General features: G+C 67.6%; 19 protein-coding genes. 9 read left to right on the plus strand and 10 right to left on the minus strand.

The features are described 5' to 3' along the window. Positions 1 to 8: 8 nt before the first annotated feature. The gene (locus MLP_RS10210; RefSeq protein ID WP_013862997.1) at positions 9 to 2,612 is read left to right on the plus strand and encodes a LuxR C-terminal-related transcriptional regulator; all 2,604 of its coding nucleotides are present in this window, start codon (positions 9 to 11) and stop codon (positions 2,610 to 2,612) included. 105 nt (positions 2,613 to 2,717) lie between these two features. Beyond that, complete coding sequence (locus MLP_RS10215) at positions 2,718 to 4,007, plus strand: FAD-dependent oxidoreductase (protein WP_013862998.1); 1,290 nt, start codon at positions 2,718 to 2,720, stop codon at positions 4,005 to 4,007. Here MLP_RS10215 and MLP_RS10220 read toward each other — a convergent pair. Continuing rightward, entirely contained in the window at positions 3,997 to 8,724 is a 4,728-nt protein-coding gene (locus MLP_RS10220; protein ID WP_013862999.1) for an ATP-dependent helicase, read from the minus strand. The genes MLP_RS10215 and MLP_RS10220 overlap by 11 nt on opposite strands. Positions 8,725 to 9,441: 717 nt before the next feature. On the opposite strand from MLP_RS10220, the gene MLP_RS10225 reads away from it, so the two are divergent. The 4 genes from MLP_RS10225 (at position 9,442) to rny (ending at position 13,700) form a co-directional block, all read left to right on the plus strand. After that, positions 9,442 to 9,636, plus strand: a complete 195-nt coding sequence (locus tag MLP_RS10225; RefSeq protein WP_013863000.1) for a DUF3046 domain-containing protein — start codon at positions 9,442 to 9,444, stop codon at positions 9,634 to 9,636. A 231-nt stretch (positions 9,637 to 9,867) separates the two neighbouring features. After that, positions 9,868 to 10,914 (plus strand): recombinase RecA, encoded by a 1,047-nt coding sequence (gene recA / locus MLP_RS10230; RefSeq protein WP_172641554.1) that lies wholly within the window; start codon positions 9,868 to 9,870, stop codon positions 10,912 to 10,914. Between the two features lie 5 nt (positions 10,915 to 10,919). Next, entirely contained in the window at positions 10,920 to 11,594 is a 675-nt protein-coding gene (locus tag MLP_RS29220) for a regulatory protein RecX (RefSeq protein ID WP_013863002.1), read from the plus strand. Between the two features lie 480 nt (positions 11,595 to 12,074). After that, positions 12,075 to 13,700: a ribonuclease Y gene (gene rny, locus MLP_RS10240; protein ID WP_013863003.1), complete on the plus strand. Its 1,626-nt coding sequence runs from the start codon at positions 12,075 to 12,077 to the stop codon at positions 13,698 to 13,700. A 48-nt stretch (positions 13,701 to 13,748) separates the two neighbouring features. Here rny and MLP_RS10245 read toward each other — a convergent pair whose 3' ends face one another. The 5 genes from MLP_RS10245 to MLP_RS10265 form a co-directional block, all read right to left on the minus strand. After that, entirely contained in the window at positions 13,749 to 14,666 is a 918-nt protein-coding gene (locus tag MLP_RS10245) for an amino acid ABC transporter permease (protein ID WP_041791947.1), read from the minus strand. Then, positions 14,663 to 15,352 (minus strand): amino acid ABC transporter permease, encoded by a 690-nt coding sequence (locus MLP_RS10250; RefSeq protein ID WP_013863005.1) that lies wholly within the window; start codon positions 15,350 to 15,352, stop codon positions 14,663 to 14,665. The genes MLP_RS10245 and MLP_RS10250 overlap by 4 nt, the downstream gene beginning before the upstream one ends. Positions 15,353 to 15,455: 103 nt before the next feature. Further along, a complete protein-coding gene (locus MLP_RS10255) occupies positions 15,456 to 16,292 on the minus strand; it encodes a glutamate ABC transporter substrate-binding protein (protein WP_013863006.1) in 837 nt (278 codons plus the stop codon). 90 nt (positions 16,293 to 16,382) lie between these two features. Next, complete coding sequence (locus tag MLP_RS10260; protein ID WP_231851474.1) at positions 16,383 to 17,111, minus strand: amino acid ABC transporter ATP-binding protein; 729 nt, start codon at positions 17,109 to 17,111, stop codon at positions 16,383 to 16,385. A 219-nt stretch (positions 17,112 to 17,330) separates the two neighbouring features. Further along, the gene (locus MLP_RS10265) at positions 17,331 to 18,248 is read right to left on the minus strand and encodes an aldose 1-epimerase family protein (RefSeq protein ID WP_013863008.1); all 918 of its coding nucleotides are present in this window, start codon (positions 18,246 to 18,248) and stop codon (positions 17,331 to 17,333) included. Between the two features lie 176 nt (positions 18,249 to 18,424). Here MLP_RS10265 and miaB point away from each other — a divergent pair, with 176 nt between their 5' ends. After that, a complete protein-coding gene (gene miaB, locus MLP_RS10270) occupies positions 18,425 to 19,924 on the plus strand; it encodes a tRNA (N6-isopentenyl adenosine(37)-C2)-methylthiotransferase MiaB (protein WP_013863010.1) in 1,500 nt (499 codons plus the stop codon). Between the two features lie 19 nt (positions 19,925 to 19,943). On the opposite strand, the gene MLP_RS10275 is transcribed toward miaB, so the two are convergent. The 3 genes from MLP_RS10275 to MLP_RS28300 form a co-directional block, all read right to left on the minus strand. Continuing rightward, positions 19,944 to 20,732 (minus strand): SDR family NAD(P)-dependent oxidoreductase, encoded by a 789-nt coding sequence (locus tag MLP_RS10275; RefSeq protein ID WP_197536539.1) that lies wholly within the window; start codon positions 20,730 to 20,732, stop codon positions 19,944 to 19,946. A 295-nt stretch (positions 20,733 to 21,027) separates the two neighbouring features. After that, positions 21,028 to 21,219 carry a hypothetical protein gene (locus tag MLP_RS10285; protein WP_013863012.1) on the minus strand — a complete coding sequence of 64 codons (192 nt, stop codon included), beginning with the start codon at positions 21,217 to 21,219 and terminating at the stop codon, positions 21,028 to 21,030. A gap of 51 nt (positions 21,220 to 21,270) precedes the next feature. Continuing rightward, on the minus strand, positions 21,271 to 21,456 hold the full coding sequence (locus MLP_RS28300; protein ID WP_013863013.1) for an antitoxin: 186 nt from the start codon (positions 21,454 to 21,456) through the stop codon (positions 21,271 to 21,273). Between the two features lie 105 nt (positions 21,457 to 21,561). Here MLP_RS28300 and miaA point away from each other — a divergent pair, with 105 nt between their 5' ends. Together miaA and dapF are read left to right on the plus strand one after the other, a co-directional pair. Continuing rightward, the gene (gene miaA, locus MLP_RS10295) at positions 21,562 to 22,482 is read left to right on the plus strand and encodes a tRNA (adenosine(37)-N6)-dimethylallyltransferase MiaA (RefSeq protein ID WP_013863014.1); all 921 of its coding nucleotides are present in this window, start codon (positions 21,562 to 21,564) and stop codon (positions 22,480 to 22,482) included. A 5-nt stretch (positions 22,483 to 22,487) separates the two neighbouring features. Beyond that, positions 22,488 to 23,336, plus strand: coding sequence for a diaminopimelate epimerase (dapF, locus tag MLP_RS10300; RefSeq protein WP_013863015.1), 849 nt, complete (start codon positions 22,488 to 22,490; stop codon positions 23,334 to 23,336). A gap of 161 nt (positions 23,337 to 23,497) precedes the next feature. Here dapF and MLP_RS10305 read toward each other — a convergent pair whose 3' ends face one another. Then, positions 23,498 to 24,367, minus strand: coding sequence for a pentapeptide repeat-containing protein (locus tag MLP_RS10305; protein ID WP_013863016.1), 870 nt, complete (start codon positions 24,365 to 24,367; stop codon positions 23,498 to 23,500). Positions 24,368 to 24,448: the final 81 nt, after the last annotated feature.

Consider the following 24,448-nt stretch of genomic DNA (forward strand, 5'->3'; position numbering starts at 1 on the left):
CTCCTCGCATGCCATCGCGGTGGCCGTTCGTCGGGCGACGTCGCGAGGTGGACGCGGTGGTGGCGGCCTGTGGACCGGGCACCGCGGGAATCGTGCTCGTCGGTCCGGCCGGGGTGGGCAAGACGCGGATCGCGGAGGTCGCGATCCGGCGACTCCGACAACGGGGACGTGAGGCCCGGATCGTGATGGCGACGGGTTCGACCTCATCGGTGCCGTTCGGGGCCTTCGGCGCCTACTCGCTCCCGGTCGATCCCACCGGCGATCTGGTCACTGCGGTCTGCGCGATTCTCGGCGCGCGGTCCCGCGCCGGGGCCACGGCGTGCCTGATCGATGATGCGCAGTTGCTCGACGAGCGGTCGGCGTCGCTGGTTCGCCGGCTGGTCGTGGATCGTGCCGTGACGCTCATCCTCACCATCCGTTCGGGGGAACCGGTCCCCCAGGACATCACGGCTCTGTGGCGCGACGGGCACTTGCGGCGCCTCGATGTCGGACACCTCGACGAGACGGAGCTGATCGCTGCGGCGGAGGCGAGCCTCGGCGGTGCCCTCGACTCCTTCGCCGCTGCCCGCCTGACGAGTCTCAGCGGCGGCAACGTCATGTATTTCCGCCAGCTCGTCGAGGGTCAACGCGAGGCTGGTCATCTGATGCGGGTCGGCGAGATCTGGCGGTGGGATGTGACGCCAGGGGTTCCTCCCGGGCTGTCGGAGTTGATCACCGATCGGCTCGCTGATCTTCCGCAGGCCGTCGGCGAGGTGCTCGATCTCGTGGCGCTGGCGGAGCCACTGGAGCTGGCGGCCCTGATTCGCCTGACCTCGGCCGAGGCGGCGGAGCGCGCCGAACGGCACGGCGTGATCCTCATCGATGAAGCGAATGGCAGGCTGGTCGCCCGCGCTGCACATCCGTTGTTCGGCGAGGTCGCGGTCACAGCGCTGCCGCGGCTGCGGGCACGGCGACTTCGGGGACGGATCGCGGAGGCGCTTGCACATGACGCGGCACCTGATCCGGTGCTCACCTTGCGTCGGGCGGTCCTGTCGCTCGACGCCGATGCCACGCCGCCGGCGGGACTCCTCACCCGTGGCGCCGCCCTGGCGGTGACCGCCGGCGACTCGGATCTGGCGGATCGGCTGGCCGGTGCGGCGCTCGCTGCCGGCGAGGGCTTCGCTGCGCAGAACGTACGTGCCTTCGTTCGCTCCTGGGCGGGTCGAGACCCGGGGGCAGCTGACCGTGAGTTGATCCGATTGGCCGAGCTCGCACGCACGCCGGATGAGGCCGTGCACGCTGTTCTGCATCGGGCGCTCCACCTGGCCTGGGGGTGCGCACAGCCCGAGGCCGCGGTCGGCGTGCTCGATGCCGGCCGAGTCCAGTGGCCGGATTCGCCGATCCTCCTCGCCGGTCGGTCGCTGATCGAGGTCTATTGGGCGGGCGAGCTGCGGGATGCGGCCGGTCTGTTGCTCGATCCGAACCTGCCGCCCGAGGCGACGGCGCTCGCCGCCACGGCCGTGGCGGCGCAGGCTGCGGCATGCGGCCGGTTCGCTACCTTCGTCACAGCCACCGAGCAGGGACTCGCCGCAGTCGCACTGGCCGGCGCGCCGGCAAGCTTCGGGGTGTCGGTGACCCCAATGGCTGTGCACGGCTACTGCCTTGCCGGTGCCCTCGACGTGGCTCGCCGGATCGCCGGGGACCGTCATCGCGAGGCACTCGGCAAGGAGCCGTACGCCCAGTTCGTGGCGTGCATGGCAGGGGATGCGGAGTTGTCCGGCGGAGCCGTGCATTCGGCCCTTCGCCTGTTCCGCGAGGCTTGGGCCGGATTCGCGCCGTACGGCGATCTGGGCCCCTGGCGGTTCGTCTGCGCGGTCGGGATGTGCTCGGCCACTGCTCTGCTGGGCGATGTCGATGCCGCGCGCGAGTGGTACGTCGAAGCACAAGCCAGGCGACAGCCGTCGTTTGCGTTGCTGGACGTCGACTTGATGCTCGCCGGTTCCGGCGTTGCCTCCGCGGAGGGCGCCACCCAGGAGGCGATCGACCTCGCCCTGACCGCCGCAGACCTCGCAGGTGCCCGATCCCATGCCGCGTACGAGCTGCTGTCGTTGCAGCGGGCGGTCCTGCTGGGTGCTCCCGGTCTCGCTGCCAGGGTAGGGGCTCTGGCGACGGTCGTCGACGGACCTCGGGCAGAGCTCGTCCGGCTGCTCGCGACGGCCGCAGAGCAAGGCGACGGTGCCGTGTTGCGGGAGGCCTCGGCCGGACTCGAGCGGATGGGCGATCTGATGGCCGCCGGGGACGCGGCCGTGCTGGCCTGCGAAGCCTTCCAGCGCAGCGGCGCCGGTGTGGCGGCACAGGAGTCTCGGGTTCGGGTACGGCGGCTCATCGAGTCGGCCGGCGGTGCACGGACCGCAGCCATGGCCCGGTGCGTGCTGGCCCTGCCACTGACCGGGCGGGAGTGGGAGATCGCGGAACTGGCGGCCCACGGGGCGACCAGCCGCCAGATCGCCACTCGGTTGGTGCTGTCCGCACGCACCGTCGAAGGGCATCTGTATCGCATCTACCAGAAGCTCGGTCTCGGCACGCGGGCCGAACTCGCCGCCGCTTTGAACCGCGGCGAACGAATGGAGTAACCGGCTACTCTTCCGCACGATCGAGCGGTCGCCAGGATGGACGGGGGCCCGGCCGACAGGGCTCCGAGCACACGTCCCGAGTCAGCTCCACGAGGAGGTCTGGTGATGCGGATTGCCATCGCTGGCGGTGGGCCGGTCGGAGCGTTTCTCGCGATCGGCCTGGCCCGTCGCGGCCACTCGGTCCTCGTCATCGACCGCGATCCGGGACCTCCGCGCTCGGGAGACTGGACCCGAGTGGGGGTCATGCAGTTCAATCAGCCACACGGTTTTCGGAGCGGGGCGCGGCTTAGTCTGATCCACCAGCTACCCGATGTGTACCAGGCGCTGTTGACCGCAGGATCGCGGATCGGGCGGCTTCCGCAGGCGCCGGATGAATCCGCCAACATCTTCTGCCGCCGCTCGGTGTTCGAGTCGACACTGCGCGAGGCGGCGCGCCGGCAGGAAGGGGTGGACTGGCGGACAGGACATGTCGACGATGTGATCATCGATGGTGGCATCGCGGGCGGTCTGGTCGTGGACGGTGTCGGGCAGCTCGCGGACGTGGTCGTCGTGGCGACCGGCAAGAACAGCCACCTCGGGGACGCGCTTCGCGGTCCCGCCGAGGGCGGACTATGCGGCTTCTCTTCCGTATCCAGGTCCTATCGCAGCCGCAACCCGGGGGACGGCTGTGATCTGCCCGTGCCGTCGGTGGTGGAGGGACCGGACTACCTCAGCATGGTGATGCCGTCCGACAGCGGACACCACTCGCTGCTGTTCACCTATCCGGCGTCGAACCGAGACTTCCGCCGATTGCGGGACGGCCTGGCGTTCGACCGGGCAGCCGCGGCGGTGCCGAACCTCTCGCCGTGGCGTGACCCGGCACGGTACGAGCCTGTCTCGGATCCGGTGGTTGCCGGCAACCTCACGAACACCTACCGGCACCAAGGTCCCGCCCGTGGCGTGGCGCCGGCGAGTGGGTTGTTCTTCATCGGTGACGCTGTGACGACCCTGAATCCGGCGTACGGCCTCTATCTGTCACTGGCCTTCCCCCACGCGGTGCACCTGATGGCTCGTCTCGCCGATCCTGGATCGGACTTCGGCCAGATCTCCGCGGAACTGGACGAGTGGGCGGAACAACACATCTATCCGTGGTATCTCGACCATGTCCGACAGGATGAGTCGATCCTCCGCCGTCTCACCGGCGGGGAGCTGGATCTTGCCCAACCCGTCACCGCCGACGTCGTATGCTCCGCCGCGGCCGTCGATCCCACGCTGATGTCCCTCGTCGGCCCGTACCTCGCGCTGCTTGCCGGGCCCGACATCCTCGACGGCGCGACACCTCGGGTCCGCCGGTTGCTTGCGGACGGCTGGCGGCCGATCGGCTCCGGCCCGCCGAGTGCGACGGTCATCGGCTGAGCGCTTCTGCCGGACTCGGCCTCAGCCGCAGTCCCGACGGAGTCATCACGAAGCCGGCGTCCTGCAAGCTCCTGCTGACCGGCGCCGAGCCGAACACGTGCTGGCCGTCGGCGCGCTCCACGGTCAGCCGGCCCAGCTGTCCGAGCCGTACGGATCTCGCCAAGGCAGCCGCCGCCGGGGCCAGCATGACCGGGTCGTCGGTGAACGACAGCAGAGTCTTGCCACCGCGCTCGACATAGAACACCAGGTGCCCGTCGACCAAGGTGACCAGCGCACCTGGCTTGCGGCCGGGACGATGTCCCTCCCGTTCGGGCCAGGGCAGCGCGGCCCCGTACGGGTTGGCTGGATCACAGGCGGCCAGCACGAGTCCGCGTCGCTCGCTGGACTCGGTCTGCTCCGAGCGCAGCCGATCCACTGCGCCGGTCGAGGCGAACTGCGCTGCACCGAGCCCCTCGATCAGATAGCCGCGGCGACATTGTCCGGACTCCTCCAAGGCGCTGAGCGCCCGGTAGGCGGTGCCGAAGCCACCCTCGACGGATTCGGTCAGCACGCTGCCCCGAGTGACCACGCCATAGCGGTCGAGCTGGGTGAACATGGCTTCTGCCAGCCGGGCTGAGGGCGGCTGAGTGGCCGGCGCGACCAGGGACCAGCGTCCGACGGTGGTCGGTGAGCTCAGTCGAGTCGGCCGGTCCCCGCGACCGGGGCGCGGGATGCGTGGTCGCCCGCGATAGTTGCGCGGCGGGGGACGACGAGCGGGCTTGTGCGCTCCCGCCATGGTCAGATTGCGGACGGCGGTGAAGGTGTCGCTGCTGACCAGGCCCGCCCAGACGAGCTGCCACAGCGCGGCGACCCAGCTGCTCCGGTCCGGCTCGGCATCGGGTGAGAGCAAAGCGTCGAAGAAGTAGGCGCCGCCGGGCGCGAACCTCTCCAGCAGCTGGCGGGCTTGGGCGGACTCCACCCCGCTCCGGGCCAGCGCCGGGTCAAGCGGTGAATCGCTGCCCGCCAACTGGAAGCGAACCCAGCCGTCCCGGTCGCCGATCGCCCCGTCGCCGACCCAGAAGACCTCACCGGCGCTGGTCAGCTCGTCCAGCATCGCGGGCCGGTAGTCCTCGACCCGGGCCGGCAGGATCATCGACTCGACGGCACTGGCCGGCATCGCATATCCGGCCAGCTGCTCCAGGGTGGAGAGCACGGCGTCGGTGCCTCGGGCGTGGGAGCCGACACCTTGCCACTCCGCGAGGAAGCGGGCAAAGACAACCTGCTCGACCGGCTCCACCTCGCGGCGCAGCGCAGCCAGCGAACGGCGTTTGATCAGCGCCAGGACCTGGGTGTGGCACAGCTGCTCCTCGTCGCCGGCGGCCGGGTCGGGATCGACGAACGAGCCGCGGACCAGCTGACCTGAGCGGACCAGATCTGAGCAGGCGTCTGCAATCACCACTCGGCCCAGCCCATAGCGCCGAGCCACCGTCAGGACGGTGAAGGGTCCGTGCGTCCGTGCCCAGCGGAGCACCAGATCATGGATCGGCTGGTTGCTGACCTCCTCGAAGCCGGCGGCCACGCCCGGCGGCACGGGCACGCCCAGGCCGTCTCTGAGCCGGGGGACATCCTCGACGACGGCGACCATCTCCTGGCCGGCGATCCGCAGCTGTACCAGCCGTCGCGCGAGGGTGAGCTCGGTCAGTGCCGCGTGGAGGTCGAGGCCCTCGGCGACCCGGTCGGCGAGTTCGGCGGGGGTGAACGGTCCGGCGGTGCGGATCAGGTCGAAAAGCTGCTCGGCCGAGGTGGCCCGGCGTTGCTCACTGAGACCCTGCAGGTCTGCTTCGGTCGCGGCGATGACGGCCGGGTCGAGCAGCTGCCGCAGTCCGTCCCGGCCGAGCAGCTCGGCCAGCAGGCTGGCATCCAACGACAGCGCCGCAACCTTCTTCTCCGCCAGGGGGACGTCGCCCTCGTAGACGAAGGCACCGACGTACCCGAACAGCAGCGATTTGGCGAACGGCGAGGCCTCTCGGGTCTCGACCTCGACCAGCCGGATGGTGCGTGCCGCCAGCTCCCGCTGCACCTCGAGCAGGCCGTCGAGATCGAACACATCGTTGAGACACTCCCGCATGGTCTCCAGCACGATCGGGAACTCCGGATACTGGGCGGCGACCGTGAGCAGCTGGGCCGACCGCATCCGCTGCTGCCACAACGGAGAGCGGGACCGCGGGTCGCGGCGAGGGAGCAGCAGCGCCCGCGCGGCGCACTCGCGGAACCGGGCGGCGAACAGCGCGGACCCGCCGACCTCGTCGGTGACGATGCTCTCCAGCTGATCGGGGTCGACGATCACCAGCTCGGCGCCGGGTGGCTCCGCCGAGGTGTCGGGCACACGAAGCACGATGCCGTCGTTGGTGGCGGTGGCCTGGACTTCGATCCCGTACCGCTCACGGGCCGCTCGCTCGATCGCCAGGGCCCATGGGGTCAGCACTCCGGAGCCCAGCGGGGAGTGCACGCAGACCCGCCAGTCGCCCAGCTCGTCGCGGAAGCGCTCGACGACGACGGTGGTGTCGGTCGGCAGTGCGTTGGTGGCTTGGTGCTGTTCGGTCAGGTAGCTCTGTAGGTTGCGCGCCGCCAGCTCGTCCAGACCGGCCTCGCGGAGCCGTACGTACGCCTGATCTGACTCGAGACCGGCTAGCTCGCGAACGAAGGCGCCGAACGCCCGGCCGAGTTCGAGAGGTCGCGGTGGTGAGTCGCCCTTCCAGAACGGCAGCCGGCCCGGAGTGCCGGGGGCGGGGGAGACCAACACCTGGTCGTGGGTGATCTGCTCGACCCGCCAGCTCGTCGTGCCGAGGGTGAACACGTCGCCGACCCGGGTTTCGTAGACCATCTCCTCGTCGAGCTCGCCGACCCGACGGCCCGGGTTGTGCTTGCCTGACGCTGAGCCCTCGCCGATCAGGAAGACTCCGAACAGACCGCGGTCCGGGATCGTGCCGCCGGAGGTCACCGCGAGTCGCTGCGCTCCCGGGCGAGCGCTCAGCACGCCGGTGTCCCGGTGCCAGACCAGCCGTGGTCGCAGCTCGGCGAAGTCCTCGGACGGATAACGCCCACTGAGCATGTCGAGCGTCGCCTCGAAGGCGCTGTGCGGCAGATCTCGGTAACCGTCGGCTCGCCGGACTAGGGCATAGACCTCGTCGGCGGTGATCTCGGTCGGTTGCTGATTCTGGCTGTCCACGTTGCTGCCGATTGCGGCACTGGCCACGATGGCGACGATCTGCTGCGCGAGCACGTCGAGCGGGTTGCGCAGGGTTGTCACTTCCTCGATCGCGCCGGCTCGCATCCGCTCGACGACCACGGCCGACTCGATCAGATCTCCCCGGTGATTGGGGAAGAAGACGCCGCGGGAGGTCGCCCCGACCTGATGGCCGGCTCGCCCGACGCGTTGCAGGCCGCTGGCCACCGACGGCGGTGCCTCGACCTGGACGACGATGTCGACCGCACCCATGTCGATGCCGAGCTCCAACGACGATGTCGCCACCACGCACGGCAATTGCCCAGACTTCAGATCGCCTTCGATCTGAGCACGCTGCTCCTTGCTGACCGAGCCGTGATGGGCACGGGCGACCACGGGATAGCCGGTGCTCCCGTCGTGGCCGGCACTGGCGCCGGACTGGGCCATGATCTCCGCCGGCGGTGGGAACTCGGCGAGGAGAGCAGGGAACTCGTCTGGTTCGTCCGATTCGGCCGAATGGGCTGCTGCCGTGCGTTCGGCCTGGAGCTCGTTCAGATGCGCGGTCAGTCGCTCGGCGAGTCGCCGGGAGTTGGCGAACACGATCGTCGACCGATGGGCGTTGATCAGGTCCAGGATCTGGTTCTCCACATGCGGCCAGATCGAGGGCCGGGGCGGCGGAGCACCGTCAACGTCGAGATCCAAGGTGGGTGTCGAAGCCGTGCTGGCCAGGTCGCCCATGTCCTCGACCGGCACCACGACCGAGAGATCCCAGGCTTTCGCGGCCGGTGGGGCCACCACGGTCACCTGGTGGCTGCCACCCAGATAGCGGGCCACCCGCTCCGGTGGACGCACGGTTGCCGACAGGCCGATGCGCTGGACCGGGCGGGCGGTTTGGTTTGACTTGTTGCTGTCGGCGACCAGAGCATCCAGCCGCTCCAGCGACAGCGCCAGGTGCGCGCCGCGCTTGGTGCCCGCCAGGGCGTGGACCTCGTCGATGATCACGGTGTGCACGTAGCGCAGCACGTCGCGGGCCGCCGAGGTCAGCATCAAGAACAGCGACTCAGGCGTGGTGATCAAGATGTCCGGTGGATGCGTGACGATCTTGCGCCGGTCACCCGCCGACGTATCGCCGGAGCGCACTCCGACGCTCAACGATGGGGGAGTCTGACCAAGCCGAAGTGCGGTCTGGGTGATGCCCGCCAGCGGTGCCCGCAGGTTTCGCTCCACGTCAACCGCCAGCGCCTTGAGCGGCGACACATAGAGCACCCGACAGCGCTGCTTGGCCGGCGGCTTCGGATCCTGGATCAGGGAGTCCAACGCGGCGAGGAATGCAGCCAACGTCTTGCCCGAGCCGGTCGGCGCGATCACCAACGCGTTCTCACCCGACGAGATCGCCTGCCAGGCACCGATCTGGGCCGCCGTGGGCGCGGCGAACACCTCGGCGAACCAGGTGGCGGTCGCCGGGCTGAACGCGCGCAGCGCCTGGGCTGCGGCAGGGGTCTGAACAGGCACCCTCACATCCTGCCCGCTGCCACTGACAGCGCTGGTCGTCGACTCGCTGTGCGGCGGAGCGACGGTGGTCGTTCGTGGCCCGGGGGTGCGAGACGTACGGGTGTTCTGCGGGGCTGGTGGTCGTTCGTGGCCCGCGGGCGTGAGACGGACGTGCCTCCCGCCTGGTCCGCGGTCGTATGTGGCCCGGCGGCGCGAGACGTACGGGTGTTCCGCCCGTATCGCGGACGTCATTGGCCCGGGGGTGCGGGACGTACGTGCCTCCCGCCTGGTCCGCGGTCGTTCGTGGCCCGCGGGCGTGAGACGTACGTGCCTCCTGCGGGGCTGGTGGTCGTTCGTGGCCCGGGGGCGCGAGACGTACGTGCCTCCCGCCTGGTCCGCGGTCGTTCGTGGCCCGGCGGTGCGAGACGTACGGGTGTGCCGCCCGAATCGCGGACGTCATTGGCCCGGTGGCGTCAGCGGGTACGCCTTGAGGGTGGGATCCGGGTCCTCGGCACCGATGCTGCTTCAGTCGTCAGGTCCGCGGCCCATGCCGACTTCGCACCAACTGCGTCATCTGCGCACCAGGTAGACCCCATGCGAAGTCGCAGCAGCTGGTGCGAAGTCGGATCTAGGTCGGCCGATGGGCCCATTGGCCGACACGCCTATGGCTCACAACCGGCGTACGGTGGTCCTCCGATGTGAGCGAGGGTTGCGACCGAGAGATGAGGCAGAGCAGGCATGAAGGAGACCGAGCTGTGGGCGCGGCTGGATACCCAGCTGGGGCGTGGCTACAGCCGGGTGTGGTCCGCCGAGCACAGTCTGGCCGAGCTGGGTGGACGGACGGTCGATCAGGCGATCGACGACGGCATCTCCTTCAAGGTCATCTGGCGTGCGGTCTGGGGTGCCCTCGAACTCCCCGCTTCCGAGCGCTGATCGGCTCCTCTGTCGGCCTTTTCGAACGGCTCGGCGTGTCGGACTAGAGTTCGAACACGTGTTCGCCTAGGTTGTGTCTGGAGATATCCACAGGCCACACGCGACCTCGAGCGTTGTCCACAGATTCGATCAACCACCGGTCGGATGTCAGTGGTCATCCTTATGGTCACTAGCGATCGACTATTCAGGCAGTCAGGAAGCCACCCGGCAGGGTGAACGGAAGGAATGACGATGGCGACAGCAGACCGGGAGAAGGCGCTCGAGACAGCGCTCGCCCAGATCGACAAGCAGTACGGGAAGGGCTCGGTGATGCGCCTCGGTGAGGAGGTGCGCACACCGATCGAGGTGATCCCGACGGGTTCGATCGCGCTGGATGTGGCGCTGGGGATCGGCGGGCTGCCACGCGGCCGGGTCGTCGAGATCTATGGTCCGGAGTCCAGCGGCAAGACCACGGTTGCGCTGCACGCCATCGCGAACGCGCAGGCGGCCGGAGGCATCTGTGCCTTCATCGATGCTGAGCATGCTCTTGATCCCGACTATGCGGCGAAGCTGGGCGTGGACACCGACTCGTTGCTGGTCAGCCAGCCTGACAACGGTGAGCAGGCGCTCGAGATCGCCGACATGCTGGTCCGTTCCGGTGCGCTGGCGCTGATCGTCATCGACTCGGTGGCTGCGTTGACCCCTCGTGCTGAGATCGAGGGAGAGATGGGCGACAGCCACGTCGGCCTCCAGGCACGGCTGATGAGCCAGGCGTTGCGCAAGATGACCGGCGCGCTGAGCGGTGCCGGCACGACCGCCATCTTCATCAACCAGCTGCGCGAGAAGATCGGCGTCATGTTCGGCTCACCGGAGACCACCACGGGTGGCCGGGCGCTGAAGTTCTACTCCTCGGTGCGGCTGGACGTCCGGCGGATCGAGACGTTGAAGGACGGCCAGGAGATGGTCGGCAACCGAACCCGGGTCAAGGTCGTCAAGAACAAGGTGGCGCCGCCGTTCAAGCAGGCCGAGTTCGACATCTTGTACGGGCGGGGCATCAGCCGGGAGGGCAGTCTGCTCGATCTCGGCGTCGAGGCAGGCATCATTCGTAAGGCCGGGGCCTGGTTCACCTATGACACCGACCAGCTGGGTCAGGGCCGGGAAAATGCCCGGAACTACCTGCTGGCCAATCCCGACCTGGCCAACGAACTGGAGAAGAAGATCAAGGAGCGGATGAACATCGGCCCGCGGGTCGATGTGCCTGCCGGGGTGGACCCGGTGACTGGCGAGGTCGAGTTCTGATCCTGATGAGCGCGGCTGATCCCGTCGATCAGGCGCGGGCCTGGTTGGCGGCACAGACTGGCCAGCCCGGTGTCGCGCCGGCGGACTCGGCTAGGCCGGTCCGCTCGACTCGACGAGTTTCTGTCGGTCCGAATCAACCAGGCTCTGCTCAGTCAGGCCCGTCTGGACCTGCTCGCCCGATCCGGCCCGGGCCTGCTGATCCGGGCGAGGATGCCGATCCGGAGAGCGTCGCGCGCACGATCGCGCTTCGCAAACTGGCGGCTCAGGCAAGGACCAGGCAGGAACTCGACCAGGCTCTGCGGAAGAAGAATGTGCCCGAGGAAGCCGTGGCCGCGGTGCTCGACCGGCTGGAGGAGGTCGGTCTGGTCGACGACCGGGCCTTCGCCCAGGACTGGGTGTCGTCGCGACAGCAGCGCCGGCACCTGTCCAGGTCGGCCTTGCGGCGCGAGCTTCAGGCCAAGGGGATCGATCGTGAACACCTGGACGAGGCGCTCGCCGCGGTCGACAGTGACGACGAGCTCGATGCCGCACGGGCACTGGCGAGCAAGAAGGCAGCGACGATGCGGAGCTTGGAGCCGATGGTCCGCGATCGGCGGCTGGCCGGGGCACTTGCTCGCAGAGGCTTCGGCTCGGGAATCATCAGCACGGTGCTGGATGAGTTGCGCCAGGACGAGCGTTGAGCGCGACTCCGGGCTGGGTGGCTCAGGCTGGGTTGTCCCCGGGCTGGGTTGTCCCCGGGCTGGGTTGTCCCCGGGCTGGGTGGCTCAAGCTGGGCGGCTCAGCCCGGGTTGTCCCTGGTCGGATTGCCAGACTGGGCGGCTCGGACTGGGCCTTGGGCAACGATGGCTTCACGCGTGACAGGTCAGAGGCGATGGGGACCTGGGCTATGTCCTGACCAGGTCTTGACCAGGCCGAGGGTCAGCCCTACCCTGCATTCACGAGGTTTTACGGCAAATGTTGTACAAATGGTTGAACGTGCAAGGTCTACCCAAACTGAGCACGAATGATCCTTACGTAATTGTTATCAAAGGTCGACCCACAATCGCATATGCAGCGCCACCGACTGGTCAAACCCGTCTGACCAGGGGATGCGCTGTTTCGGTATTGCCGTAGAGCCTCCTGAAGGCGTGCATAGCACGCAGACAGGAGTGCTGAACACCATGTTGAATTTGGGGCTATTCGAGATCTTGGTTCTGGCTGGTCTATTCCTGCTGGTGATCGTCGTCGCGGCGATCGGATATCTGATTTACCAGCGGTACGCCGCCAAGGCATCGGCATCCGCCGCCGCCTCGCCCGCCGTCACTGCCGCCCGCAACTCGCAGGTGCTCGAAGCCGAGGAACTCGCTCACCGGATCCGGGCCGACGCCGAGGCTCAGGCAGCTCAGGTGATGGCCAAAGCTGAAGCGCAGGTTCAGGCGGTCGAGGACTCTCGACGTGAGGCTGACGAGGAGACTCGGTTACGCCGCAGCGAGCTGCGCACCCAGCGGCTGGAGGTCGAACGTCGCGAGCAACGACTGGCAGAGCGTGAGGAACGGTTGCACGCCGACTCCCGAGCGCTCGAGGAGAAGGCCCGGTATCTCGACACCACGAAGGCCGAGCTGAAGGCGCAACGGCGTACGTTGCAGGAGGCGGAAGCCGAGTCGCAGCAAGCCTTGGAGCGGATCGCCGGCTTGACCGCGGAGCAGGCGAAGGCGGAGCTGGTGGCTGCGGTGGCGCACGATGCCAAGCGGCAGGCGGTGATCGTCGCTCGCGACATCGAGCGCGAGGCCACCAAGCAGGCCGAGTCGCGAGCGCAGATGATCATCGTGGGAGCCATCCAGCGGCTTGCCTCGGATCAGACGGCAGAGTCGGTTGTCTCCGCCGTGCACCTCCCGGGCGACGACATGAAGGGTCGCATCATCGGACGCGAGGGCCGAAACATTCGCGCCTTCGAGCAGGTCACCGGCGTCAATGTCATGATCGACGACACACCGGAGTCGGTGCTGTTGTCCTGCTTCGACCCGGTACGCCGTGAGACGGCCCGGATGACCCTCACCGAGCTGGTCAAGGACGGCCGCATCCATCCGGCCCGGATCGAAGAGGTGCACGAGCGGAGCAAGAGCCAGATCGAGCAGCAGTGTCTGCGTGCTGCCGAGGACGCTCTTGCCGATGTCGGGATCTCCGACCTGCATCCGGCGTTGGTCCCGATTTTGGGCAGCCTGCAGTATCGGACCTCGTACGGGCAGAACGTGCTCAAGCATCTGGTCGAGTCGGGTCATATTGCGGCGTTGATGGCCGCCGAACTCGGCTTGGACGTGGCCCAGTGTCGTCGTGCCGCGTTCCTGCACGACATCGGCAAGGCGCTCACGCATGAGGTTGAGGGCTCGCACGCCATCGTCGGCGCCGATCTTGCTCGCAAGTACGGTGAGAATCCCGATGTCGTGCATGCGATCGAAGCACACCACAACGAGGTCGAGGTGCGCACCGTCGAAGCGGTCTTGGTGCAGGCGGCCGACGCGATCAGCGGCAGTCGGCCCGGCGCTCGGCGGGAGAGCATCGAGGCCTACGTCCAGCGGCTGGAGAAGCTGGAGAGCCTGGCCGCTGCCCACACCGGCGTTGACAAGGTGTTCGCGATGCAGGCGGGTCGGGAGATCCGGGTGATGGTCGCGCCGGAGCAGATCGACGACATCGAGGCTCAGGTGCTGGCACGTGATCTGGCTAAGCAGATCGAGGAGGAGCTCACCTATCCCGGTCAGATCAAGGTCGTGGTCGTACGCGAGTCCCGCGCCACGGAGACCGCCCGCTGACCCCGGTGCTCACTTCAGGCAACCCGAACTCAGGCAACCCGAACCCCGTCAGCGAAGAGTCTCGGTGGCGGCAGCCTGCTCCTGCTCCTCGGCCGCCAGCGCCGGATTCGCACCGACGTTGAGCGGACCCGGCCGGATTCCCCGGCGGCCGCTGCGCAGCCGTGCCTCGACGGCCTGGGCCACCCTGGTCAGCGCCCAGTTGATGATGATGTAGATGGCGGCCAGCACGATCAACGTCGGGATCAGATTGCCCTTGTAGGTCGCCAGGTTCTGCCCCTGTCGCAGCAGCTCCAGATAGGTGATGTTGTAGGCCAACGCGGAGTCCTTCAAGATCACCACCAGCTGGCTGACGATGGACGGCAGCATGGCGGTGACGGCCTGGGGCAGCAGGATCGTCCGCAGCGTCTGGCTGCCGGTCATGCCGATCGCGTAGCCCGCTTCGCGCTGGCCACGAGGCAGGCTGTGCACGCCGGAGCGGACCAACTCGGCGATGACGCAGGAGTTGTAGAACGTCAGGCCGACGACAGCGCCGAACAGCGGCAGCGCGGTGCCGCTGATGTGCAGCACGAAGATGCCGAAGAAGTAGGCGAAGAACATCATCATCAGCACCGGGATGGCGCGGAAGAACTCCACGAACGCCCCGCAGACGACGCGGAGCACGAGAATCTCGGACAGTCGTCCCATCCCCAGCAGGATGCCCGCGATGATGGCGAGGACGACACTGATGACGGCGGCCTTCAAGGTGCCGATCAGCCCCGGGATCAGGTAGCTCTTCCAGGACGACCACTCCAGGAAGGGTGACCACTTTTCGGCAGTGAGCTGGTTGTTGTCCGGGTTGGCCAGGCCCTTGAGCACCAAGGCCAGCCCGGCCAGCAGCAGGAGGGTGCCGACGACCGCGATGATCCGGTACCGGACGATCGCCTTCGGCCCCGGCGCGTCGAACAGGACGCTCGCCCCGGCGCTCATCGCTGCACCGCCAGCTTGCGCGACCACCAGGTGAAGAAGATCCCCATGGGCAACGTCAGGATCACGAATCCGGCGGCCATGATGAAGAAGATCGCGAACAGTAGCGAGCTGTTGAACTCCAGCATGTTGCGCATCATCAGCGCGGGCTCCGCGACGCCGATGGTGGCCAGCACCGTGGTGTTCTTGGTCAGCGCGATCAACGTGTTCCCGAGTGGGGCGATCGCGCCACGGAACGCCTGCGGGAGCACGATCGTGGTGATGGTCGGCACGAACGACAACCCGATCGCCCGCGCCGCCTCCGCCTGGCCTTGCGGCACGGTGTTGATGCCGCTGCGGATGGCCTCGGCGATGAAGGCCGCATGGTAGACCGAGAGCGCCACCACGCCCCAGCGGAAGGCGTTGTCGGCCAGCGAGGTGGGGGAGTTCGGGTCAGCCAGGCTGATCTGGAGCGTGTAGAACAGCCCGAACGCGAACGCGAAGACGAGCAGCGTCAGCGGCGTGTTGCGGACCAGCGTCACGTACGCGGTGCCGGCGAGTTGGAAGACCCGGACCGGCGAGACCCGCATGATCGCCACGACGGTGCCTATGATCATCGCACCGATCGCTCCCAGAACCGTGAGTTTGATCGTCATCCAGAACGCCGCGAAGACGCTGTATTCCTGGAACAGGGTCTGTAGACCATCCATCAGCCGTCACCTCCTTCGACTCGTACGCAGGATGCTGGTCAATGGCCCCAGGTCGGGGAGGACGATCCGCCCTCCCCGACCCGACGGGTCCACCGTTTCGGGACTAGGAGCAGGCGTCCGGCTTGGGCGGGTTGGTGGCAGGATCCGGCTTGAAGCCGGAGGCGCCGACTGTGGCGTCCAGCGCCTTCTGCCAGGAGCCGTCGGATTCCATCTTCTCGATCGCGGTGTTGATCTTGCCGCACAGCTCGGTGTCGCCCTTGGCGATGCCGACGCCGTACCGCTCCTCGGAGAACGGCTTGCCGACGACCTTGAGCTTGCCCTGGTACTGCGACTGCGCAGCGAAACCGGCCAGGATCACGTTGTCGGTGGTCACCGCGTCGATCTGCCCGGAGTTCAGTGCCTCGACGCACTTGGAATAGGTGTCGAACTCCTGCAACTGGACCCCGGACGAGTAGTTGTCCTTGATCTTCTTGGCCGAGGTGGAGCCGGTGACCGAGCACAGCTTCTTGCCGTTGAGGCTGTCCGGACCGGTGATGTCGGTGTTGTCATTGCGAACCAGGAGATCCTGGCCGGCGATGAAGTACGGACCGCCGAAGGAGACCTTCTGCTTCCGGTCGTCGGTGATCGAGTACGTCGCGAAGATCATCTTCACCTGGCCGCTCTGCAGCAGCGTCTCGCGCTGGGCCGACGGCGACTCCATGAACTGGACGTCGGTGTAGCCGAGGTCCTTGGCGACGTACTTCGCGACCTCGACATCGAAACCGGTGTAGTTGTCGCCTTCCTTCAGGCCGAGGCCCGGCTGGTCGAACTTGATGCCGATGACGACCTTGCCGCCGCCCGACTCAGTGCTGCCGGAGTCGCTTGTCCCGCCGCAGGCGACGAGGGGGATCACCATGGCCAATCCGGCTCCGATAGCAAGGATCCGTCTGGTCAGTTTCATGCTTGTCCTCCGTTGGTTTGGGCTCGTCGTTGAGCTCTGATTTCCGTCGGTCTTTGGGGTCGGTGGGTGGGGTTCATGAGTAGAGATGGGTCAGTGGGTGAGGATCTTGCTCAGGAAGTCCTTGGCGCGGTGGCTCTTGGCTGCGGTGAAGAAGGTCTCCGGGTCGGCCTCTTCGACGATTTGACCGTCGGCCATGAACACGACCCGGTTGGCGGCCTTGCGGGCGAACCCCATCTCGTGGGTGACGACGATCATGGTCATGCCCTGCTTGGCGAGGCTGACCATCACGTCGAGCACCTCGTTGACCATCTCCGGATCCAGGGCGGAGGTGGGCTCGTCGAAGAGGATCACCTTGGGGTCCATCGCCAGTGCTCGGGCGATGGCGACCCGCTGCTGCTGGCCGCCGGAGAGCTGGGCCGGATACTTCGAGGCCTGGCTGTCCACCCCGACGCGTTTCAGCAGTTCCATGCCGCGCTGCTTGGCCTCGGCTGTCGACTTCTTGCGGACCTTGATCGGTCCGAGCGTGACGTTCTCCAGGATCGTCTTGTGGGCGAACAGATTGAACGACTGGAACACCATGCCCACGTCCGCGCGCAGGTTGGCCAGTGCCTTGCCTTCGGACGGCAGTTCGCTGCCGTCGATGGTGATCGTGCCGGACTGGATCGTCTCGAGCCGATTGATCGCCCGACACAGTGTCGACTTGCCCGAGCCGGACGGGCCCAGCACCACGACGACCTCGCCCTTGTGCACGGTCAGGTCGATGTGCTGCAGGACATGGAGATCGCCAAAGTACTTGTCGACTCCGGTCAGCACGACCAGTGGCTCCCCGATCTGGTCGGGGGCGATCGACGGCCCTTGGGTGGGGTCGCTCAAATCTATCGGCTCAGCAGCTTCCACCATATGTGGACCCTAGACGAGATCACTCGGCAGTGGGGGGATCTGGATGTTGAGATTTCGTTACGCCGCGCAGGGAAGCACGATTTTCTCGTGACGATTCAATCATTTCCGCGGTGTTCTCGCGGCTCCCTGAACGGTCGTTCAGACGCCGTCGATTCCCCACTCGTGTGCCGCGGTCTCGCCGGGCTCGAGCACGATCACGCCGTCGTGTGTCGGCCCGGGATTGAAGGCATTCGGGCCACAGGTCATCGGCTCCACCGCAATCGACAGGTCACGACGCTCGTTGCCGGTGAACACCTGGACCCAGTCGAGCCCCTCGCCGGCCCAGAGCTCCGCCCACCGGTCGCCGCGCTCCAGCCGAGCCCGCCACCGTCCGTCGGCACCACGTGCCAGCCCGCTCAGCGCGGTGTCGAAGCTGCGCTGACCCAGCGGCGCGGCCGTTCGCATGTCCTCGTCGCGGCCTTCCACCAGAAGGAGATCGACGGGCAGCAGGCGATCGTCGACAGCCAGATAGCGCTCTGCCGGGATCGAGATCACCACATCATCGACGGTGTCCTCACCGACGGTCAGATAGGGGTGGGCGGCGTATCCGTACGGCACTGCCACCGTGCCGATATTGGTCACGCTCACATTCGTGACCACGCCGTCGTCGCCGACCGTATGGACAATCGTGGCCTCGATGATGCCCGGCCATCCTGGTTGCGGGTAGACCCGGATTCGTTGCTCGACCCGGTCCGCGGTGTGCGAGATGAGCCGCCAGGGCTGATGCCGGACCAGCCCGTGGATGGCGTTGTGCCGAGCCGGCTCCGACAGCACCAGTTGCTGGGTCTTGCCGTTGAAGGTGTAGCGACCGTCGCGGATCCGATTGGGCCAGGGCAGCAGCTGCATCCCGCGTCCACCGCTGATCACCTGGTCGGCGGCGAAACCGGCAACCACATCGCGCCCGTCCACCGTGTACGAGCGCAGCGTCGCACCCACCTCGGTGACCACCGCCCGGCGGTTGCCGGCGGCGATCTCGTACTGCTCTCCGGTCGGATTCACGGCTGCCTCGCTCGTCATGGTCGAACTCTAGTGGCCGGCCCGACTATCCTGTTCGGCGCCATGACTGTGTTGAATTGTCGCCCTCCGCGCTCCGCGGTCATGAAGCTCCGCGAGTCTCGCTCGTTCGTCGCGATCTGGAACGACGAAGAGCGTGTCGCTCCAGATCGCTCCTGCACTCCCGAGAGGCTCCGCACATGACCGGGTCGAACCGCACGTACCAGATCCGCACTCACGGGTGCCAGATGAACGTGCACGACTCCGAGCGGTTGGCCGGGTTGCTGGAGGATGCCGGCTACGCCAAGGCCGATGACGGCGACCAGGCCGACGTGGTCGTGTTCAACACCTGCGCGGTCCGGGAGAACGCCGACAACCGGCTGTACGGCAATCTCGGGCAGTTGTACCCAGTGAAGAAGGCCAAACCTGGTATGCAGATCGCGGTTGGCGGCTGCATGGCGCAGAAGGACAAGGGCGTCATCCTCGACCGGGCGCCGTGGGTCGACGTGGTCTTCGGCACGCACAACATCGGCTCGCTGCCGACCCTGCTGGAACGGGCCCGGATCGCCGACGAGGCGCAGGTCGAGATCAAGGAGTCCCTCGAGCGATTCCCCTCCACGCTGCCGACCCGCCGCGACTCCGCCTACGCGGCCTGGGTGTCGATCAGCGTCGGCTGCAACAACACCTGCACCTTCTGCATCGTGCCGAGCCTGCGTGGCAAGGAGACCGACCGCCGGCCGGGCGACATCCTGGCCGAGATCCAGGCGCTGGTCGCGGAGGGGGTCCAGGAGATCACGCTGCTCGGCCAGAACGTGAACGCGTACGGGGTCGAGTTCGGCGACCGGCAGGCATTCGCCAAGCTACTCCGCTCCTGTGGGGAGATCGAGGGGCTGGAGCGGGTCCGCTTCACCTCACCGCATCCGAAGGACTTCACCGACGATGTGATCGCGGCGATGGCCGAGACGCCGAATGTGATGCCGCAGCTGCACATGCCGCTGCAGTCCGGCTCCGACCGGGTGCTCAAAGCGATGCGTCGCTCGTATCGCAGCACGCGCTATCTGTCGATCATCGAAAAGGTGCGGGCGGCCATGCCGCACGCTGCCATCACCACCGACATCATCGTCGGCTTCCCCGGCGAGACCGAGGCCGACTTCGCCGACACGCTCGAGGTGGTACGCCGGTCGCGGTTCGCGAGCGCGTTCACCTTCCAGTACTCGATTCGTCCCGGCACTCCCGCGGCCACCATGCCCGACCAGGTGCCCAAGGCCGTCGTCCAGGAACGCTACGAGCGGTTGGTCGAAGTGGTGGGAGAGATCTCCTGGGCCGAGAACCTGACCCAGGTCGGACGCATCGTGGAGGTCATGTTCGCCGACGGCGAGGGTCGCAAGGACGCCGCGACGTCGCGGATGTCGGGTCGGGCTCAAGACAACCGGCTGGTCCACGTCGCCGTACCGGAGGATCCGGCGGAGCGTCCACGGCCCGGTGATCTGGCGGAGGTCGAGATCACCTACGCCGCACCGCACCACCTGAATGCCGACAACGGGCTGCTGTCGCTGCGGCGTACCCGGGGTGGTGACGCCTGGCAGGCCCGGCGCGACGGAACCGCGCCGGAGCCGACCCGTTCGGTGGGATTGGGAATGCCCGCCATTGGGGTGCCCGCTCCACTGCCACCGGCTCCGGCCTGCGCCGTGAGCGGCTGACCCGGCGAACGACCCGCCCTCAGGCCAGCAGTCGGCCGGTGAGCGCCAGGGTGGCACGTCGTGGGGCGAGTCCGGCGACCTTGGCGGTGAACGCATTGAGCCGACCGGCCACCACACTGACCGGCACGGTCCGGCGGTCCAGCGCGTTGAAAGCGAGACTGACGACCTGCTCCGGGGACTGGAAGCGTCCGACCGCGGCGTCTTCGGTTCCCACGACATCGAAGAACTCGGTCCGCGTGGCTCCCGGGCTGACGCACAGCACCCGCAGGTCACTGTGCCGAGTTTCGTACGCGATGGCCTCGGTGAAGCTCAACACGAAGGCCTTCGTCGCGCCGTAGAGGGCCATGTTCGGGCACGGCTGGTACGCGGCGGTGCTGGCCACGTTGATCAGGGCACCCCGCCCGTCTCGCTGAAGATCGGGCAGGAACTCGCGCGTCAGGGCGACGACAGCAGCTACATTCAGCTGCAGCATCGACGCCAGCCGCGCCGGATCCGCCTCGGCGAAGTTGCCTTTCATGCCGAAGCCGGCGTTGTTGACCAGGGTCTGGATCGAGATTCCACGGGCCTCGAGGACGCGTCTGAGCTCGGTGGCGGCATGTGGTTCGGTCAGGTCGAGGGCTACCGGCGTAGCGGTGACACCGTGCTCGGCATGGATGCGGTCGGCCAGCTCGCGCAGTCGGTCCTCGCGCCGCGCGACCAGCACGACGTCGGCGCCACGGTGAGCGAGCTGGGTCGCGAATTCGGCGCCCAAGCCGGAGCTGGCACCGGTGATCACGGCGGTGGTGTGGTGGAGATCAAACGGCATCATGAAGCAAATGTAGACAGCGGCTACGCTCGGCAGGTCGGGGTCAGTCATGGGGCGTCGGCGCGATATTTCGCTGGCGATGATCGCGGACGCTCAGCAGGCCGGCCTCATCGTGTCGGGCGATCCGGACCGGCCACCGCGGCATTCGCGGCCGTGCATGGCGTGGCGATCCTGGCAACCGACGACCTGCTGAGCGCGACACCCGCGGACGAAGCAGCGGCGACAACGGTCGAGGTCGTCTGGCGAGGTCAGACAGCGGGCGGCGGCCCTGAGGTGCACGCGACACGCGACGCCTGATTCAGGCTGCGCACTCCAGCTTGGCGGCGTCCTTCTGCAGCTTGGCCTTCTTGAGCGCCTTCTTGTTGCGGGCATTGGCGAACAACGTACGTGCGTCCTGCGGGGAAAGCTTGCCCTCGGCGAGCAGACGGATGGGGCAGCGCTTGCACCGGGGCTTGTCCTGGCAGCACTTCTTCTTCGGTCGAACGGCCACCCGGTGACGATAGCAGTGTGGTGAGGCTTACCTCACCACACTGCCGAGAAATCAGCCGCGCGGATGTCCGCTGACGTCATCGATGGTGTCCTTGACCTGCTGTGCGCCTTGGTCGATCTGCTCGCTGTGCTGATGACCGGTCCTCTCGTCGACGATGTCGGCAGCCTTGTCGATGCCCTGGTCCACCACCTCGTTGTGCTCGTTGAGCAGGTCCTTGGCCTTGTCGAAGATGCCCATCGCTGTTCCTTTCGCTTCCGTCGTAGGTCTCAGATGCTGCCACGTCGACAGGTAGGTTCATACCCCGTGCCTTCCGATGCGTCCCCCGAGCGACCCAGCACAGTCGTGCTGGTGGGTCCGACGGCATCGGGCAAGTCTGGACTGTCGATCGCACTGGCGGAGCGACTGATCGCGAGCAGCCAGCCCGCTGAGGTCGTGAACGCCGACTCGATGCTGGTCTACCGCGGCATGGACATCGGCACCGCGAAGCCCACCGTGGATGAGCGGTCTCGGGTCGTGCATCACCTGGTCGACATCCTTGATGTCACCGAGACCGCAACCGTCGCGGAATTCCAGTCTCGAGCTCGGGCGGCGATCGCCGACTGCCATGCGCGTGGCGTGGTGCCGGTCGTGGTCGGTGGCTCCGCCCTCTACATCAGGGCGATCGTCGACGAGTTCTCCTTTCCTGGCACCGACCCGCAGGTACGAGTCGCGCTCGAGCAGGAGTTGGCCGCGATCGGCCCAGTTGCCCTGCATCATCGGTTGGCGGCGCTGGATCCCGCGGCGGCTGCGGCGATCCTGCCGCAGAACGGGCGCCGGATCGTCCGCGCCCTCGAGGTCATCCAGCTCACCGGCGCGCCTTTTGCCGCTCGGCTGCCGGAACGGCGCTATCACCTGCCCGGTGTCGTCCAGGTCGGGTTGACCATCGATCGTCCGACCCTTGACGCTCGGATCGAACAACGGGTCGATGCCATGTGGGCGGCCGAGCTGGTCGCCGAGGTCACCCGGCTGACCGCCCTCGGACTGCGGGACGGGCTGACTGCCTCCCGGGCGCTGGGCTATCGCCAGGTGTTGGAGTTCCTGGCCGGTGAGACCGACGAACTCGAGGCACACCGCCGTACCGTGGTCGGGACTCGCAAGTTCGCCCGCCGGCAGTTCTCCTGGTTCAAGCAGGATCCGCGGATCACCTGGCTGGCCTACGACCGGGACGACCTGGTCACCGCTGCCCTGAGCGCGGCTGGCTTCGCCGCCCTCGTGGGAGACTGAACGTCGTGGGTAGGTGGGCGTTCGCGAAAGGCCACGGGACCGAGAACGACTTCGTCATCCTCGTCGACCGGGACGGGGCCAACCCGGTGACGGCGGAGCAGGTCCGCTGGATCTGCAATCGTCGGGCCGGGATCGGTGGCGACGGCATCCTGCGGGCGGTCCGGGGCCGGCACATTCCCGAGTGGGACGGTGATCCGGAGATCTGGTTCATGGACTACCGCAACGCCGACGGCTCGATCGCCGAGATGTGCGGCAACGGCATTCGTGTGTTCGTGCGTTATCTGGTCGACGAGGGACTGACCGAGGGTCCCCTGGTGCCGGTCGGCACCCGGGCCGGGTTGCGGGAGACCGAGGTGTTGTCCGACGGGCGAATCCGGGTTGCCATGGGTCCGGCTCGGGTGCTGAGCGAGCAGGTTCGGGTGTCGACCGCCGATCAGCAGGCATTCGACGCGGTCGGTGTCGATGTCGGCAATCCGCATGCGGTGAGCTTCTGCGCCGATCCTGATGGGTTGGATCTCCGGAGCGCGCCGACCTGGGAGCCGGCCGCGGTCTTTCCCCACGGGGTGAACGCCGAGTTCGTCGCCGAGCGGGGGCCGCATCGGCTGGCCATGCGGGTGTTCGAACGAGGGTCGGGGGAGACCCGGTCCTGTGGCACGGGCACGGTCGCCGCGGCCGCCGCCTGGCATGCCAGACACGGAGTCGTCGCGACGCCGGACCTGGCCGCACACACGACGCCGGTTCGCTATCAGGTCGACGTGCCGGGCGGATCCGTCGAGGTCGAACTCGGCGAGCAGGCATACCTGACCGGGCCCGCCGTGATCGTGGCGCGCGGAGAGCTGTCGCCGCCTACCTAGGAGGGCGGTGTCAAACGCCGATCTACTGCGCGGCACCCGAGCGCGCGCCGTGCTGCGTTGTCGTCGTCGCGGATAGAACCCCGCTATCCGACTCCTCCTCCGCCTTGCACGGCACGCACTCGGGCACCTGCTCGCTACGGCCGCCGTTCGACACCGCCCTCCTAGACCCAGTGCGGCGGCCGCTGGAAACCGGGCGGGAGCCGGGTCGCCGCATCACCCCGGGCGCTGTTGACCTGCATCTGGGTGAGATAGATCGCGTCCTCGAGGTCGGCACCGGATAGGTCGGCATCGCGAAGGTCGACGCCGAGCAGATCGCAGTGCGCCAGCCGGGCACCACTCAGGTCCGCCGCGATCAGCGTCGAACCCCGCAGGCAGATTCCCTGCAGGTCTGCCCGGGTGAGACGAGCGCCCATCAGGTCGGACTGCGGTCCGAGCGTGCGCGTACGGCGCCGAGACCGGTCGCTCCGGACCCCCTGTCGGGCGATCTCGCCTCGTCGGGCGATCTCGCTGGCCTGGATCAGCAACGGGCGGGCGGCGTCGTACTCGGCGTCGACATCGAGATCCAGGAGCCGCTCGCCGGGCAGATCGCTCAGCTCGCGAACGCGTTCGAACCGCTGCAGCCAGGGCGTCGCGTCGCGATCCGCAGCTTCGACGAGTGCGCTGGCCTGATCCAGATACCAGAGCAGTTCGTGCAACCGGCGGATGATGGGGAACGCAGCGAACATCGCCGTACGGATCTGGTTGTCGTCCCGCCAGGACCGACCTGCGAAGGTGTGTCGGGAGGTCTTCTGCCCGGCGCCGAAGCAGTCGAACACGGTGCATCCCTTGAACCCGTGGGGCCGGAGCTGCGCATGGACTCGGCAGCCATCGTGGTCGTCGAGATTCGGGCAGGGCTCGCCGGCAGGCTTGTCGAACGGGAAGTCCGCAGATGTGGTGAAGGCCAACGCCACACAACACAGACCGAAGCAGTTCGCGCAGTCGGCGCCGAGATCCTCTCGTCGACCGAGCTCGACGCGTGTCCGTGTCCCCACCAGGAGGAAGGTAGCTCCCGAATCGTGCCCTCGTACAGGTCATTGCCGGCGCGGCCGGCAAGAGATTTGCACCGCTGACGC

It is taken from the genome of Microlunatus phosphovorus NM-1 (assembly GCF_000270245.1).
Lineage (GTDB): Bacteria > Actinomycetota > Actinomycetes > Propionibacteriales > Propionibacteriaceae > Microlunatus > Microlunatus phosphovorus.